Origin of the sequence: Komagataeibacter europaeus (genome assembly GCF_002173515.1) — a bacterium.
Classification (GTDB): domain Bacteria; phylum Pseudomonadota; class Alphaproteobacteria; order Acetobacterales; family Acetobacteraceae; genus Komagataeibacter; species Komagataeibacter europaeus.
The window spans coordinates 1,301,078-1,315,239 of sequence record NZ_CP021467.1 but is presented as its reverse complement, the minus strand read 5'-3'; the positions used below and the strand labels follow the sequence as shown (position 1 = coordinate 1,315,239).

Here is a 14,162-nt window from a genome sequence, read left to right as displayed (position 1 = left end):
GATATTATCCCCTGTCGCGCGGGTGTGGGGCGGCCAGCCTGTCCACATCGTTGCTGGCATGCAGGTCACGGGCGGGAACCTGTGCGGTGCTGGTGGCCTTGCGGGCGGCATGGGGGTGGCCGGCGTGGCCCGTAACCTCGCGTTCATGTTCATGCAGGTGCGCCGTGCCCGGATCGTAACCCGGCCCCAGCGCACGATAGCCGCGCGGCACGGCAGGCCGCATGGGAATGGCCAGCGATGCCTCGATCGTGGCCGCATGCTGCGTATCGGGGAACAGGCCCAGCATGGGCGCAATGCGCGTGATCATGTGCGACGCGGTGGGGGCTGCGTTCCACCCCGCCGTGGTCCAGCCATGGGTCTGGGCCGTGGGCTTGGGGCTGTCCAGCATGACATAGATCGCGTAACGCGGCGCGTTCATGGGGAATATACCGGTAAAGGCGGATACGTTGACGTGCTTCAGGTAGCCGCCATGCGGGCCGATCTTTTCCGCCGTCCCGGTCTTGCCGCCCACGTAATAACCGGGGGATTCCGCCTTCTGCCCCGTGCCCTTCGCCACGTCGAGGCGCAGGATCCTGCGCAGGATGTCCGAATTGGCCGCCGAAATCAGGCGTTCGGCACTGGCGGGCATGCCCGGTGGCGTATCGGTTGCGTCCGGCGCGGGCGGCGCATCGGCCTGCTGGCCTGCCGTATCCGGCACCAGCAGCGTGGGCTTGAGCAGGAAGCCCCCGTTGGCGGTCGCGGCGGTCCCCCGGACAATGGACAGCGGGGGTTCGGCCACGCCATGGCCGAACGCCACCGTCATGGTGGTCGAGACGCCCCAGTTATGGACGGAGGGCACGATCGGCCGCCCCGCCTCGGGCAGTTCGATCGGCACGCGGGAGAAGAAGCCCATGCTGCGCAGCCAGTCCTGCTGGCGCGCCGCCCCCGCATCCAGCGCGATATGCGCCGCCGCCGGGTTGGAGGAATAGGCCATGACTTCGGGCAGGGACAGCCACGGCGCGAAATGGTCCGACTTCATGTCCGATATGGTGAAGCGGCCGATCTTGATGGGCGTGCTGGAAAAGCTGTCCCATATATGCGCGACCCCGTCCTGCAGCGCCATGGCGACGGTCTGCAGCTTGAAGGTCGAACCGGGTTCGTACATGCCGGTCACGGCACGGTTGAAGCGCGCGTCGGGCGCGGCCCGGCCAAAATCATTGGCGTCGTAATCGGGCAGGCTGACCATGGTTATGATCTCGCCCGTATGCACGTCCATCACGATGGCGCAGGCCCCGATGGCCTGAAACGTGTCCATGGCGGACTGCAGTTCGTCATGCACCACGTTCTGCACGCGCACGTCCACCGACAGGCGCAGCGGCGCGCGGTCGCTGTCCAGGCGCTTGTCAAAAAACCGCTCCACCCCCGCGACCCCGTGGTCGTCGATGTCCACGCCGCCCAGTATCTGGGCCGCGACGCTGCCCATGGGGTAGCGCCGGCGCTCGCCCGGTTCGAAATAGATGCCGGGAATGCCAAGGTTGTTGATCGCCAGTTCCTGTGCCGGGGAAATGTCACGCGCCAGATAGACGAACTGCTTGTTCAGCGACAGGCGGCGTTTCGTTTCCTGCTCGTTCAGGGTGGGCAGGGCGGTCTTCAGCTTGTGGGCGGCGTCGGCGGCGTCAATCATTTCCTGCGGGTTGGCATAGACCTGCGCCACCGGCAGCGACATGGCCAGCACCTGCCCCGTGCGGTCGATGATCGAGGCGCGATGAACCTGCGGCAGCGCCACATCCCCCGCGATCATGCCCTTCGGGTCGCTTTTGGGGATCGGGGGGACCTGTGGCGCGATCTGCTGCTGCTGTGGCGGCATGGGGCTGATGATCGTCGCCATCGTCAGCTTCAGCCCGATGGCCGAAAACAGGACGCAGAACACACCGGCCACAACCACAAGCCGCGCATGCATCCGGTCCTGCGCCATGAGCGTACGCAGGCTGCCACCGACGGGGATGGTGTCCTGCGCGCTTCTGGCTGACGGGTCATGGGGCGGGTTGTTCATGCGCGTTCCGGGCTGGGGGCCGGGGTGGAAAAGGGTTCAGGGATCAGTTGCTGACAGGCACAGGGGGCGGCAGGGCGCTGACATGGGGCGTGCCAAGGGAACTGCCGCCCATGTGCACGGCCGCCGCCGGGTGCCATGCGGCCTCGGCTATGTTCTGGCTGCGCGCGTGATAGCTGGCCCCCATGCGGGTGGGGGATATGACGGTGTCATGCACGACCGGGGGGCGGGCCGGTTCGGCTGCGGCCACCGCCACCGGGCGTTCGGGCGCATGCACGTGTTCGGCAGCCGGGGCGCGGGCCGGGGCGGGGCGCGCATCATTCTGCGCCAGGGCATGGGCCAGGGCATCATGCGCGGCGGGCGCGGGGTCGGCATGGCGGGGGGCCGACGCCACATGATCGACATGCGGCGCGGCCGGGGCGGCAGGCATGGCCGGGACCGCATGGGGGGCCGCGTCATGCGTCGGCGGGATCACGACATGGTCGGCGGCCAGCGTCGCAACCATTGTCGCGCGCGGGGCCGGGGCGGGATGGTGCAGCGGGCTGCCGGGCGCCGGCATGTGGGACGCCAGGGCCGACATCTGCACGAACTGGCCCGGCGTGACGGGCTGCAGGCTCCTGTCATACCGGCTGGCCAGCGTGCCCAGGCGGTCGGGCTGGTTCAGCATGGCCCATTCGGCGCGCAGCATCGCCGTTTGCGAACGTACGTGTTCGGTCTGTTCCACGATCTGTGCGATCTGGTGGTCAAGGGCGGTCGTCTGCTGTTTCTTGTTATACAGGAACAGGCCGGAGGCCGCCGCCACCACGGCGAAGAATAACGTGACAAACCGACTCATTCGGCAGTTTCCGATGCTGGAATGGATGAGGGGGCGATGCATTCCATCGCGCGCAGTCTTGCGCTGCGTGCACGTGGATTACGGCGGGTTTCTTCTTCTCCCGGCCGGATGGGGCGTCCGGTCAGGAGCGTGAAGTCCGTGGGGGCCGCGCGCGCGGTCATGGCGCGCGGGTCATGGCGTGAGGGGGCGGGCATGCGGCCCGCGGCGCGCGACATCGCCTGCTTGACCAGCCTGTCCTCAAGCGAATGGAACGATACGACAACCAGCCGCCCGCCGGGCGCCAGCAGGCGCGGGGCGGTTTCCAGCACGCGGCTGATCTGGCCCAGTTCGTCATTGACGTGGATGCGCAGGCCCTGGAACGTGCGGGTTGCGGGGTCGATGCCCGACCGGTCGGGGCGCACGACCGAACGCACCACGTCCGCAAGCTGCGCCGTGCGCAGCAGCGGGGCTTCGGCCCGGGCGGCCACGATGGCGCGGGCGACGCGGCGCGACAGCCGTTCCTCGCCATAATGATAGATGATGTCCGCCAGCTCCCCTTCGGGCAGCGTGTTGACCACGTCGGCCGCCGTCGGCCCCGTGTCGTTCATGCGCATGTCCAGCGGCCCGTCCATGCGGAAGGAGAAGCCGCGCTCGGCCTCGTCGATCTGGTAGGACGATACGCCAAGGTCCAGCACGATGCCGTCAACCTTCGTGACGCCATCCCGCGCCAGCAGGTCCGCCATGTCGGCAAACCCGCCATGAAGCAGGTGCAGCCGTGACGCGCCATGCCCGTCGGGAAAGGCGGGGGCCAGCGCCGCGCCGCGCGCGATGGCGGCGGGGTCGCGGTCGATGCCCCATAGCTGGCAGTCGCACGAAGCAAGGATGGCGCGCGCATAGCCGCCACCGCCAAACGTGCCGTCCACGTAACGGCCACCATCATGCGGGGCGAGGTATTCCATGACCTCGGCCAGCATGACGGGCACATGGCCGGGATCGTGCGGGGGGAAGGGACCGTTCATGATGGCGTGCCCGTGGCGGGGGCGCCCCGGCCCGCCGTCAGGCGGCGGGCGCGTTCGCGCGCGGCGGCGCGGCGCTGGGCCGCTGCCTGCGGGTCCCAGATCTGGAAGGTGCGGCCCAGTCCCATGAACGTGACCTGATCCGTCAGTCCCGCATAGGTCCGCAACGATTCCGGCAGCAGGATGCGCCCTTCCTTGTCGGCCTCGAACGGATAGGCATCGGCGTACAGGGCGGTGGCGAGGTCGTCGTGGTCTTCGGAAAAAATATCCATTTCATCCAGCGGGCGGGTCAGTGCGGCAAAAGCATCAGCGGGCCATGCCTCGAGGCAGGGATGCAGATGGGACGGGCGCAGTATGGCCAGTGGCTCGCCCGATTTGGCCCGGACACGCAGCGCGGCGCGGAAGGCGGAAGGAATGGAAACCCGTCCCTTTGCATCCAGCCGGTTCTGGTGTGTGCCCAGGAATACACTCACGCTGCGCGATGCCCTCCCTCGGCATGAATTTCAGGAACCGGATGACTGACTGACCGCCAGGCGACAGTGCCGGAATCCGGCCGTCACCCTTTGTCCGGTATGGCCATGGGATAACATGGGATTTCATGGGTGGTCAATTAAAGATGTAGGAAAGATGGCTGAAAACTGCAGTTATTAAAGCACAGCAGTCCGTGAGCGCAGGTAAAGGGGAAAAGTCGGGGCCAATATGGCGGCAATGTGGTATGTTTATGTTTTGTTCTTTGTTATTAATACTTGTAAACAACTCTGGGTAGAGGGCATCGCTTCCCTCGCTTCACGCAGGATCACGAAAAGATGCCAGACGGTCTGTAAGCCGGGTTCTGTCCGCCCATGGGGCGGGACGGTCATTCCTCTGCAGTGAGCCTTGCGGCACACCTTGCGCGACCAACCCGAACGACGGGGCGGAAACCCCTGATGGCGCCTTGCGGCCCATCCGCCGTTCCTATTCGGTCTTGCTCCCGGTGGGGTTTGCCCTGCCATCCATGTTGCCATGCATGCGGTGCGCTCTTACCGCACCGTTTCACCCTTGCCCCCAACATGGCCCGTATTGCTACGGGCATTGCCGTGGGGGCGGTCTGTTTTCTGTGGCACTGTCCCTGGGGTCGCCCCCGCCGGCCGTTAGCCGGCACCGTTTTTCCGTGGAGCCCGGACTTTCCTCCATCACGCGGCATGAACCACGCGACAGCGACCGTCCGACCGTCTGGCATGCGGAAACTGGCGGTGCATGCATCTGGCGTCAAGCGATAAATGATGGATGTGGGCCGCCCGGCCCGTTCCCGTACCTGTTCCCGCCGGAGATGCCCCATGCCAGACCCCGCCACCGTGTCCCGCCCCGGCCTGCTGACCCGCCTGCTGCTGGGGGGCATGAAGCTGCGCGCCGCCCGCCGCGCGCACGAACCCCATACGCTGGAGGACATGCGCGCCAGGCTGGACCGCCCATGTTTTCCCATGGCGCTGTCATCGCTGCAGGTGCGGCGCGTGATCGCATGCCGCGTGCCGGGCAGCCGTGGCATGCTGTCCGCGCGGCTGTACGTGCCCTATGGCCGGGTGCATGGGGTGGTGCTGTTCATGCATGGGGGCGGGTATGTGCATTGCGGGCTGAATTCCCACCACGGCATCTGCTGCCGGCTGGCGCGGCAGTCGGGGGCGGCGGTGCTGTCCATTGCCTACAGCCTTGCGCCCGAAAACCATTTTCCCGTTGCCGTGGATGACTGCTGGGCCGCGCTGCGGTGGCTGGCGGGCGAGGCGCACCGCTGGGGCGGTCCCATCGCGGTGGCGGGGGACAGCGCGGGCGGCACGCTGGCCGCCGTGCTGGCGCAGATGGCGCGCGACCGGGGCGGGCCGGAACTGGCCATGCAACTGCTGTATTACCCGTCACTGTATGGTGAGCGCGACGTGCCTTCGCGCCAGACCTATGCCAGCGGCTACATGCTGTCGACCAAGCTTATGGAATGGTACGCCGAACAGTATATCCGCACGCCTGCCGACCTGCGTGACCCGCGCCTTGCGCCGATATATGCATCGTCACTGGCGGGACTGGCGCCCGCGGTGATCGGGCTTGCGCAATGCGACCCGCTGCATGACGAGGGGACAGGCTACGCCGCCGCCATGCAGCAGGCCGGCAGTGCCGCCGAAACCCGCACATGGCGGGGCACGGTGCACGGGTTCCTGAACTTCTACGCCTTCCTGCCCGCCGGGCGGGAGGCCATACGCTACGGCGCCCATGCCCTCAGGCGCGCGTTGCGTGGTGCGCGCGTGGTCAGCGCGGCAGCGGGCGGAACACCCCCGGTGACTGCCAGTCCGTCTGTGCCGTCTGGTCAATCCGATCGATCCGCAGCGTAAACAGGTGCGGCAGGGTGTTGCGGTCACCAGGGCAGGTGCCGGAATGCTTTTCCATCACGTCTATGCGGGTGGCATCCGGCGGGTCGTTGCCGTTGAGCACGAACAGCAGGCAGTCCTTGGAATCCGATGTCATGCCGTTATGGGTGACGATGGTGCGGAAATGTTCGACCAGTGCGGTGTTGTCAAACCAGCTTGTGCGTGAAAACGTCAGCTTGTCCGCCGCCTGATCCAGCCAGCCCATGCGGCCGACCAGGAAGACGAGGGCGGCCATCGGCACGATCATCAGCACCCGGCGCACGATCCGCTGTTTCAGGCTGACGGGGCCGCGCCTGCGGGTCAGGCGCGGCGGTGTGGGTGTGGGGGGCTTGGTCATGCGGGGGTTATTTCTTCATGTCCTCGTGCCACAGGTGCCCGGACTGCGACAGCAGGTTGCGCGCGCCCTCCGGTCCCCACGTGCCCGCGGCGTAGGGTTCCAGCGGGGCCTTGTTTTCCCGCCAGCCCTGTTCGATCGGGTCGATCCAGCGCCATGCGGCGGCCACTTCGTCACGGCGGATGAACAGGATCGGGTCCCCGCGCACCACATCCAGCAGCAGGCGTTCATACGCGTCGGGGTAGCGGACGTTGAAGGCCTTTTCGAATTCGATGTTGATGTCGGCCTGGCGCAGCGCAAGGCTGTCGGTCGGCGTCGGGTCCTTGGTGGAAACCGACAGCATCACGCCCTCATCGGGCTGGATGCGGATGATCAGGCGGTTGGGTTCGGGCCGGTTGGCGAAGATCGACCAGGGCGCCGACTTGAACTGGATCACGATCTCGCTGGATTTTTCCGCCATGCGCTTGCCCGACCGCAGGTAGAACGGCACGTTGCCCCACCGCCATGTCAGGATTTCGGCCTTCAGCGCGACAAAGGTTTCCGTCTCGCTCGTCACCCCTTCGCCCAGATCCTCCAGGTAACTGCCGACCGTCCTGTCGCCAATGGTGCCGCGCATGTACTGCCCGCGTGATGTATAGATCGCCACGTCATCGGCCGCGATGGGCTTGAGCGCGTGCAGCACCTTCAGCTTTTCATTGCGCACGCTGTCGGCTTCCAGCGATACCGGCGGGTCCATCGCCACCAGGCACAATACCTGCAGCAGGTGGTTCTGGATCATGTCGCGCAGCGCGCCGGACCGGTCGTAATACGCGCCGCGCCCTTCCACCCCCACGGTTTCCGCCGCGGTGATCTGCACGTAATCGATCGCATCGCACGACCACAGCCGTTCGAACACCGGGTTGGCGAAGCGCAGCGCGATCAGGTTCTGGACCGTTTCCTTGCCCAGATAATGGTCGATGCGGAAAATCTGGTTTTCGTGGAAGTGGCGGCCCACGCTGTCATTGATCGCTTCCGCACTGGCGAGGTCGGTGCCGATGGGCTTTTCCAGCACCACGCGCGACTGCCCGGTAATCAGTCCCTGCGTATTCAGGTTTTCACAGATCTGCCCGTACAGCGCGGGCGAGGTGGCAAGGTAGTAGACCCGGATGCGGGTGGCGGGCACGCCGTCCAGCAGGGCCTTCAGCGCGGGCCAGTCGCTGTCCGCTTCCGCCCCGTTCAGGCTGACATAATGCACCATGTTCAGGAAACGCTGCACCGTGGCGTCATCCAGCGCACCGGGCTGGACGTGTTCGCTCAGCGCGGCATGCGCGCGCTGCTGGTAGTCGGCGCGCGACAGGGGCGAACGCGCGGTGCCGATGATGCGGGAATCATCGGGGATCTGTCCATCGCGGTAACGGTGATACAGCGCCGGCAGCAGCTTGCGCATGGTCAGGTCACCCGTCCCGCCGAAAACGATGTAGTCAAAGGTGTCAACGGGGGGAAGATGTGCCATGGAAGTCGGCCTCCTGCCTGTATATGGTGCCAGGCATGCCCGGTGGGCATGCGCTGTATCGGGACATGACGCAAATGCGGCATACTGGCGTGCCGCTTCGATTACGGCCCGTCTCTCCGGGCTGTCAAGTTGGCATTGACCATCGGGCGGCGGCGCGATAATCCCGCCCTTCCACCCCGTCGCCTAGTGACATTCCCTTCATGTGTGCAGATGGGCGCGGAACGGCACAATCACGATATCTGGAGACACCTGCCATGAATGCTGACAATTTCGAGGCGGAAGACAAGTCTGCCGCCGTCGGCGGTATCGCAGCCGACCGCCTGCGCAGCATTATCGAACGCGTTGAACGCCTGGAAGAAGAACGCAAGGCCCTTGCCGGCGACATCAAGGATATCTTTACCGAAGCGAAATCCGCCGGTTTTGATGTAAAGGTGATCCGCCAGATCATCCGCCTGCGCAAGCAGGAACCGGCGGAAGTGGAAGAGCAGGAGACCCTGCTTGACATCTACCGCCGCGCGCTGGGCATGTAATGGTCTGGCGGCGCGGGCGGAACCCGCCCGCGTTGGTCGGGTAACTTCAGTTCAGGTGGCACGATACATGCTGTCGTCCCTTTTTCCCGAATGGATGCCCGCGTGGGCACAGGCCGTGCTTCTGATTGGCGGCATCCTGTTCGCGCTGGTGTGGCTGCTGGTGCCTTTCGCGGTCTTTGGCGTGAAGGGACGGCTGGATAACCTGGCCATACAGCTTGATGACCTGCAGGCGGAACTGCGGGTCATGGCGATGGGCCAGCATGCGGCCGCCGCCCCGCCGCCCGCCACCGGTGACGCCCTGCCTGACATCATGGCCCCGTCAGCCCCCGTGTGGGCGCCCGGCCCCCCGCAGCCCGCTGTCGCGGATTATGACGGCAGGGGGGATGAAACCGACATTCCCGCCTATGAACGCCGCGCCGCGCGCGTCCAGCCCGCGCCGCAGCCCGTCCGCCCCGTCACCCCGGTGCGCCCGCAGCCCCGGTCCGAGCCGATCCGGCCCGTGGAGCCGGTCCGCGCGCCCGAACCCGCACGCGCCCCGCCGCGGCATGATGTTGCGGAAGAGTGGGATGTTCTGTCTTCCGCCCGCAAGGCGCAGCGGCCCTACGTGCCCCGCACGCCCGAACGCGACGGCGCGGATGACCGGCGCGCGGGCGATGACATGCCGCCCTTGTCCGAATGGAGCCGCGCGGCCCCGCGTGATGACGCCGCCAGCCGTGGCGCGCGCCCGGTGCGGGCATCGGTCTGGCCGCCCGAGCGCGGGAGCCGTGCGGAACCAACCCTGCGCTGGCCACCCCGCCCGGAATAGGCCGGAATTGCAGGTGGCGTTCCGGGAAGCGTTTTGAAACAGGCTTCCTGTCAGGAGGTTGCGGATTCCGTGCGCATCAGCAGCACCAGGTCATCGCGATGGATCAGTTCATCCGCGCCCTGCCAGCCCAGCAGGTCCTCGATTTCATCGGACTGGTGCCCCGCGATCCGCCGCGCATCATCCGCCGCATAGGCGGCAAGGCCGCAGGCGATCCGGTTGCCCTGCCGGTCCATGACCGCGATCAGGTCGCCCCGGTCGAAATCACCCGTCACGGCGGTCACGCCCGCCGGCAGCAGGGAGGACCCCATCGTCAGCGCGCGGATCGCACCATCATCGATCACGGCCTGTCCCGCAGGTGTCAGGCTGCCCGCGATCCAGCTTTTGCGGGCCGAACGGGCGTCGGTTGCGGGCAGGAACCATGTGCAGCGCCCGCCATCACGCAGGCGGGCCAGCGGGTGCAGTGGCTGGCCCTGTGTAATGGCCATGGCGCAGCCCGACTGCGTTGCGATCCGCGCCGCCATGAGCTTGGTCCGCATCCCGCCCGATGAATAACCCGGCGGGGGCGCGCCGCCCATGGCCTCGATGCTGTCGGTCAGCTCGGCCACGACCGGCAGGTGCCGTGCATCGGGATTGTTGCGCGGATCGGCGGTGTACAGCCCGTCAATGTCCGACAGCAGCACAAGCTGGTCCGCATTGATCATTTCAGCCACCCGCGCGGCCAGCCGGTCATTGTCGCCAAAGCGGATTTCGGTCGTGGCGATGGCGTCGTTTTCGTTGATGATGGGCACGCAGCCCAGCGCCAGCAATGTGTTCAGCGACGCGCGGGCATTGAGGTAGCGGTTGCGGTTTTCGGTATCATCGGGGGTCAGCAGAAGCTGTGCCGCCGTAATGTCGAAGCGCGACAGGGCATCGGTCCATGCCTGCGCCAGGCGGATCTGCCCGACGGAGGCCGCCGCCTGCTTTTCCTCCAGCCGCAGCACGCGCCGCGTCAGCCCAAGCTGGTGGCGCGCCAGGGCGATCGCGCCCGAAGACACCACGACCACTTCCGTCCCCTGCGCGCGCAGGGCGGCAATGTCCTGCGCCACGCTGTCCAGCCATGCCTGACGGGGTGCGGCCTGTTCGGGATCAACAATCAGGGCGCTGCCGATCTTGACGACAACACGCTGCGCCGTACGCAGCTGGGGCAGGGGGGTATCCGTCATGTCGCGGGCGTCTCCCCCTTTTCCATTTCGGCCTTTTCCGCGCGGTCGCGGGTCACGTAATCCTGCAACCGGCGCAGCACGGTGTCCACATTCATGTGGGCGACCGAGGACATGCACATTACGTCCTGCCCGCAGGCCTGTTCCAGCGCCTTGCGCCGTTCCTCGATTTCTTCAGGCAGCAGGGCGTCGATCTTGTTCAGCACGATGATTTCGGGCTTGTCCGCCAGCCCGCCACCATATTCCGACAGTTCATGGCGGATCGTGCGCCATGATTCGACCACGTCTTCCGCCGTGCCATCGATCAGGTGCAGCAGGACCGCGCAGCGTTCGACATGGCCAAGGAACCGGTCGCCCAGCCCGCTGCCTTCATGCGCGCCCTCGATCAGGCCGGGAATGTCCGCAATCACGAATTCTTCCGTAACCGACAGCCGCACCACCCCAAGCTGCGGGTGCAGCGTGGTGAAGGGATAATCCGCGATCTTGGGCCGTGCCGCCGACACGGTGGACAGGAAGGTGGACTTGCCCGCATTGGGCAGGCCAACCAGCCCGACATCGGCAATCAGCTTCAGACGCAGCCAGACCCAGCGTTCCTCGCCCGGCCACCCCTTGTCCGCGCGGCGGGGGGCACGGTTGGTGCTGGTCTTGAAATGCGCGTTGCCACGACCGCCATCACCGCCCCGGCACAGAAGCAGGCGCTTGCCCGCGACATCCAGGTCGCCCAGCATGGTCTCGCGGTCTTCATCGAATATCTGCGTGCCGATCGGCACCTTGATGACCACCGTCTGCGCCGCTGCCCCCGTGCGGTCGGACCCCGCGCCATTGCCGCCCTTGCGCGCGCGGAAATGCTGGGTATAGCGAAAGTCGATCAGGGTGTTCAGGTTATCGACCGCTTCGAATACGATATCGCCGCCCCGGCCGCCATTGCCCCCGTCCGGACCGCCAAATTCGATATATTTTTCCCGGCGGAAGGCGACGACACCGTCCCCGCCGTCGCCGGATTTTACATAGATTTTGGCCTGGTCAAGAAACTTCATTACCTGCGATCCGGTGGGCGCGCGCCGTCGTGCGCACGTGCCTTGTGTGCGTGCATGATACCAGAAAACGCGACCCGGCATCATACGAAAAAAGGGGCGGCCAGAATGACCGCCCCCTTCAATTCGGGTATTCCCGCAGTGATTAAGGCGTAAGCCTTATTCCGCTGCCAGCGGCAGGGCCTGCACGGAAACATGCACGCGACCTTCCGCGCGGCGTTCGAACTTCACATGTCCGTCCACCAGCGAAAACAGGGTGTGGTCGCGGCCGACGCCAACGTTCACGCCCGGCTTCATCTTCGTGCCGCGCTGGCGGACGATGATGTTGCCTGCGATGACGCTTTCGCCACCAAACTTCTTGACGCCAAGGCGACGTCCGGCGCTATCGCGCCCGTTACGGGATGAACCGCCTGCCTTTTTTTGTGCCATTGCCTGAACTCCTTAAAACTGAAATCTCTGATCTGACCTGCCCGGTCGCGACCGGGCGAGGGATCAGGCGGCGTTGATCGCGGAGATGCGCACCACGGTCACCGGCTGGCGGTGGCCGTTCTTGCGGCGGCTGTTCTGCCGGCGGCGCTTCTTGAAGATGATGATCTTGGCCAGACGGTCCTGCGCGATCACGGTGCCCGTGACGGTCGCACCCTTGACGGTCGGCGCGCCGATGGTCGTGCCACCTTCGCCGCCAACGGCCAGGACCTGGTCGAACGTGATGGTGGCGCCGGCTTCGGCTTCCAGCTTTTCGATCTTCAGGACGGCGTCCTTGGTAACGCGGTACTGCTTACCGCCGGTACGGATAACTGCAAACATTCTCTATCTATCTTTCCGATCTCTTGGCGTGCGCGGCATCGTGGGGATGCAGGCGGCACGGCCCAGTCGCTTTTTTATATTGGCCGCGATTATGCGGCGGTATCCCCGTTCGCGCGGGGTGAATGCGGGCTTTTACTGGGTGTGCCGGCACAGGTCAATATTTTTTATGGACATGTGCGCTGGGTGAAAAAAGACCCCTTGCGCCGCCCCGCGCACGCCCCTATAAGCCGCTGCATCACCGCGTGCAGTTGGAGAGGTGCCGGAGCGGTCGAACGGGGCGGTCTCGAAAACCGTTGTGCGTGTAAGCGTACCGTGGGTTCGAATCCCACCCTCTCCGCCACTGCATCGCGTGTGTATTTCCCTTACATTCCAGCCATGTCGCCGCTGTCGCGGTCATGGACCAGACGTCCGCCCACCCAGGTTGCGCGGATGCTGCGGTCATCGCCCAGCATCATGAGCGTGAACAGGATGTCGGCCGTGCTGTCGCACATCTGCGCGCGCAGTGCCTGCAGCGGCGTTGCGCGGGGGTCAAGGATGCACAGGTCGGCATCCATGCCGGGGGCGATGGCGCCGATGCGATCGTCCAGATGCAGCGCCTCGGCGCCACCACGTGTCGCCAGCCAGAAGGCCTGCACCGGGTGCAGCCGCTTTCCGGTCATCTGCGCGATCTTGTAGGCTTCGTTCATGGATTGCAGGTGCGACAGGCTGGTGCCCGCGCCCACGTCGGTGCCCAGCCCCGTGCGCACCGGGCGTTTCGCATCCAGCACGTCAAACAGCCGGAACGCGCCGCTGCCCAGGAACAGGTTGGACGTGGGGCAGTGCGCCAGCGCGCAGCCGCTTTCGTGGCAGCGGCACAGGTCATGTTCATCCACGTAAATGCCATGCCCCATCACGCTGCGCGGGCGGACAAGCCCCGCGCGGTCATACACATCCAGATAGGAACGGCTGTCGGGATACAGGTCGGCCACCCATGCGACCTCCGCCCGGTTTTCGGCCAGGTGGGTCTGCATGAACAGGGTATCGTCGCCCTTCAGCAGCGCGCCCGCCAGTTCCAGCTGTTCGGGAGTGCTGGTGGGGGCGAAGCGGGGGGTGACGGCGTAATGCTGGCGGTTCCGGCCGTGCCAGCGGTCGATCAGGCGACGCGATTCATCATAGCCGCGCTGGGCCGTATCACGCAGGTAATCGGGCGCGTTGCGGTCCATCAGCACCTTGCCCGCCACCATCAGCGTGCCAAGGCGGGTGGATTGACCAAAGAACGCATCAACCGACTGCGGGTGGACCGTGCAGTACACCGCCGCCGTGGTCGTGCCGCAACGCAGCAGTCCGTGCAGGAACTGCCGGGCGATGGTGGTGGCGTAGGTTTCATCGGCAAAGCGCCGTTCGGTGGGGAAGGTATAGCGTTCCAGCCATTCCAGAAGCTGTTCGCCATAGGCCGCGATCATGGGCAGCTGCGGGTAATGGACATGCGTGTCCACGAACCCCGCCGAAATCAGGCAGCCACGGTAATCGGCAACCGGAACGCCAGCGGGCAGGTGCCTGATGGTTTCCCCATACGCCCCGGCATGGGTAATGCGGCCATCGGTGATGATGACCAGCCCGTCGGGTTCATCCACCAGCGCATCGTGCGGCGGCATGAGGAACGGGTTGCCGCGAAAGGTCACGATATGACCGCGCAGGGCGGCAGGGGCGGCGGAAGCGGGGGCAGGGGTCAT

Annotated in this window: 14 protein-coding genes, 1 tRNA gene and 1 other RNA gene; 4 read left to right on the top strand and 12 right to left on the bottom strand. The window is 66.0% G+C overall.

The features are described 5' to 3' along the window. Nucleotides 1–4: 4 nt before the first annotated feature. The 5 genes from S101446_RS06020 to rnpB all read right to left on the bottom strand — a co-directional run bounded on the left by S101446_RS06020 (nt 5) and on the right by rnpB (nt 5,075). Nucleotides 5–2,032: a peptidoglycan D,D-transpeptidase FtsI family protein gene (locus S101446_RS06020; RefSeq protein ID WP_087607890.1), complete on the bottom strand. Its 2,028-nt coding sequence runs from the start codon at nt 2,030–2,032 to the stop codon at nt 5–7. 43 nt (nt 2,033–2,075) lie between these two features. Further along, nucleotides 2,076–2,864 carry a cell division protein FtsL gene (gene ftsL / locus S101446_RS06015; RefSeq protein ID WP_087607889.1) on the bottom strand — a complete coding sequence of 263 codons (789 nt, stop codon included), beginning with the start codon at nt 2,862–2,864 and terminating at the stop codon, nt 2,076–2,078. Continuing rightward, entirely contained in the window at nt 2,861–3,862 is a 1,002-nt protein-coding gene (gene rsmH, locus S101446_RS06010; RefSeq protein WP_010509275.1) for a 16S rRNA (cytosine(1402)-N(4))-methyltransferase RsmH, read from the bottom strand. The genes ftsL and rsmH overlap by 4 nt, the downstream gene beginning before the upstream one ends. Continuing rightward, entirely contained in the window at nt 3,859–4,332 is a 474-nt protein-coding gene (gene mraZ, locus S101446_RS06005; protein ID WP_087607888.1) for a division/cell wall cluster transcriptional repressor MraZ, read from the bottom strand. Before mraZ ends, rsmH begins: the two co-directional genes overlap by 4 nt. 332 nt (nt 4,333–4,664) lie before the next feature. Then, nucleotides 4,665–5,075: RNase P RNA component class A (rnpB, locus tag S101446_RS06000), an RNA gene on the bottom strand. Nucleotides 5,076–5,175: 100 nt separating this feature from the next. Here rnpB and S101446_RS05995 point away from each other — a divergent pair. Beyond that, nucleotides 5,176–6,213, top strand: coding sequence for an alpha/beta hydrolase (locus S101446_RS05995; protein WP_010509279.1), 1,038 nt, complete (start codon nt 5,176–5,178; stop codon nt 6,211–6,213). Here S101446_RS05995 and S101446_RS05990 read toward each other — a convergent pair. Both S101446_RS05990 and zwf read right to left on the bottom strand, forming a co-directional pair. After that, complete coding sequence (locus S101446_RS05990) at nt 6,131–6,586, bottom strand: hypothetical protein (protein ID WP_010509281.1); 456 nt, start codon at nt 6,584–6,586, stop codon at nt 6,131–6,133. The two genes, S101446_RS05995 and S101446_RS05990, sit on opposite strands and share 83 nt — an antisense overlap. 7 nt (nt 6,587–6,593) lie before the next feature. Further along, on the bottom strand, nt 6,594–8,075 hold the full coding sequence (gene zwf, locus S101446_RS05985; RefSeq protein WP_010509282.1) for a glucose-6-phosphate dehydrogenase: 1,482 nt from the start codon (nt 8,073–8,075) through the stop codon (nt 6,594–6,596). Nucleotides 8,076–8,329: 254 nt separating this feature from the next. Between zwf and S101446_RS05980 the strand changes: the two genes are divergently transcribed. Both S101446_RS05980 and S101446_RS05975 read left to right on the top strand, forming a co-directional pair. Then, the gene (locus tag S101446_RS05980) at nt 8,330–8,605 is read left to right on the top strand and encodes a DUF2312 domain-containing protein (protein ID WP_010509284.1); all 276 of its coding nucleotides are present in this window, start codon (nt 8,330–8,332) and stop codon (nt 8,603–8,605) included. Nucleotides 8,606–8,672: 67 nt separating this feature from the next. After that, entirely contained in the window at nt 8,673–9,410 is a 738-nt protein-coding gene (locus tag S101446_RS05975; RefSeq protein ID WP_087607887.1) for a hypothetical protein, read from the top strand. Nucleotides 9,411–9,460: 50 nt separating this feature from the next. Here S101446_RS05975 and proB read toward each other — a convergent pair whose 3' ends face one another. From proB to rplU, 4 genes are all read right to left on the bottom strand, one after another. Next, nucleotides 9,461–10,612, bottom strand: a complete 1,152-nt coding sequence (gene proB, locus S101446_RS05970; protein WP_019085408.1) for a glutamate 5-kinase — start codon at nt 10,610–10,612, stop codon at nt 9,461–9,463. Continuing rightward, nucleotides 10,609–11,646: a GTPase ObgE gene (gene obgE / locus S101446_RS05965; RefSeq protein ID WP_010509290.1), complete on the bottom strand. Its 1,038-nt coding sequence runs from the start codon at nt 11,644–11,646 to the stop codon at nt 10,609–10,611. The genes proB and obgE overlap by 4 nt, the downstream gene beginning before the upstream one ends. A 156-nt stretch (nt 11,647–11,802) precedes the next feature. Beyond that, nucleotides 11,803–12,072, bottom strand: a complete 270-nt coding sequence (rpmA, locus tag S101446_RS05960) for a 50S ribosomal protein L27 (RefSeq protein WP_007400196.1) — start codon at nt 12,070–12,072, stop codon at nt 11,803–11,805. A gap of 63 nt (nt 12,073–12,135) precedes the next feature. Beyond that, the gene (gene rplU / locus S101446_RS05955; RefSeq protein WP_087607886.1) at nt 12,136–12,450 is read right to left on the bottom strand and encodes a 50S ribosomal protein L21; all 315 of its coding nucleotides are present in this window, start codon (nt 12,448–12,450) and stop codon (nt 12,136–12,138) included. Nucleotides 12,451–12,700: 250 nt separating this feature from the next. Between rplU and S101446_RS05950 the strand changes: the two genes are divergently transcribed. Beyond that, nucleotides 12,701–12,790 (top strand) — tRNA-Ser (locus S101446_RS05950). 22 nt (nt 12,791–12,812) lie between these two features. Here the strand turns inward: S101446_RS05950 and guaD are convergent. Further along, nucleotides 12,813–14,162: a guanine deaminase gene (guaD, locus tag S101446_RS05945; RefSeq protein WP_087607885.1), complete on the bottom strand. Its 1,350-nt coding sequence runs from the start codon at nt 14,160–14,162 to the stop codon at nt 12,813–12,815.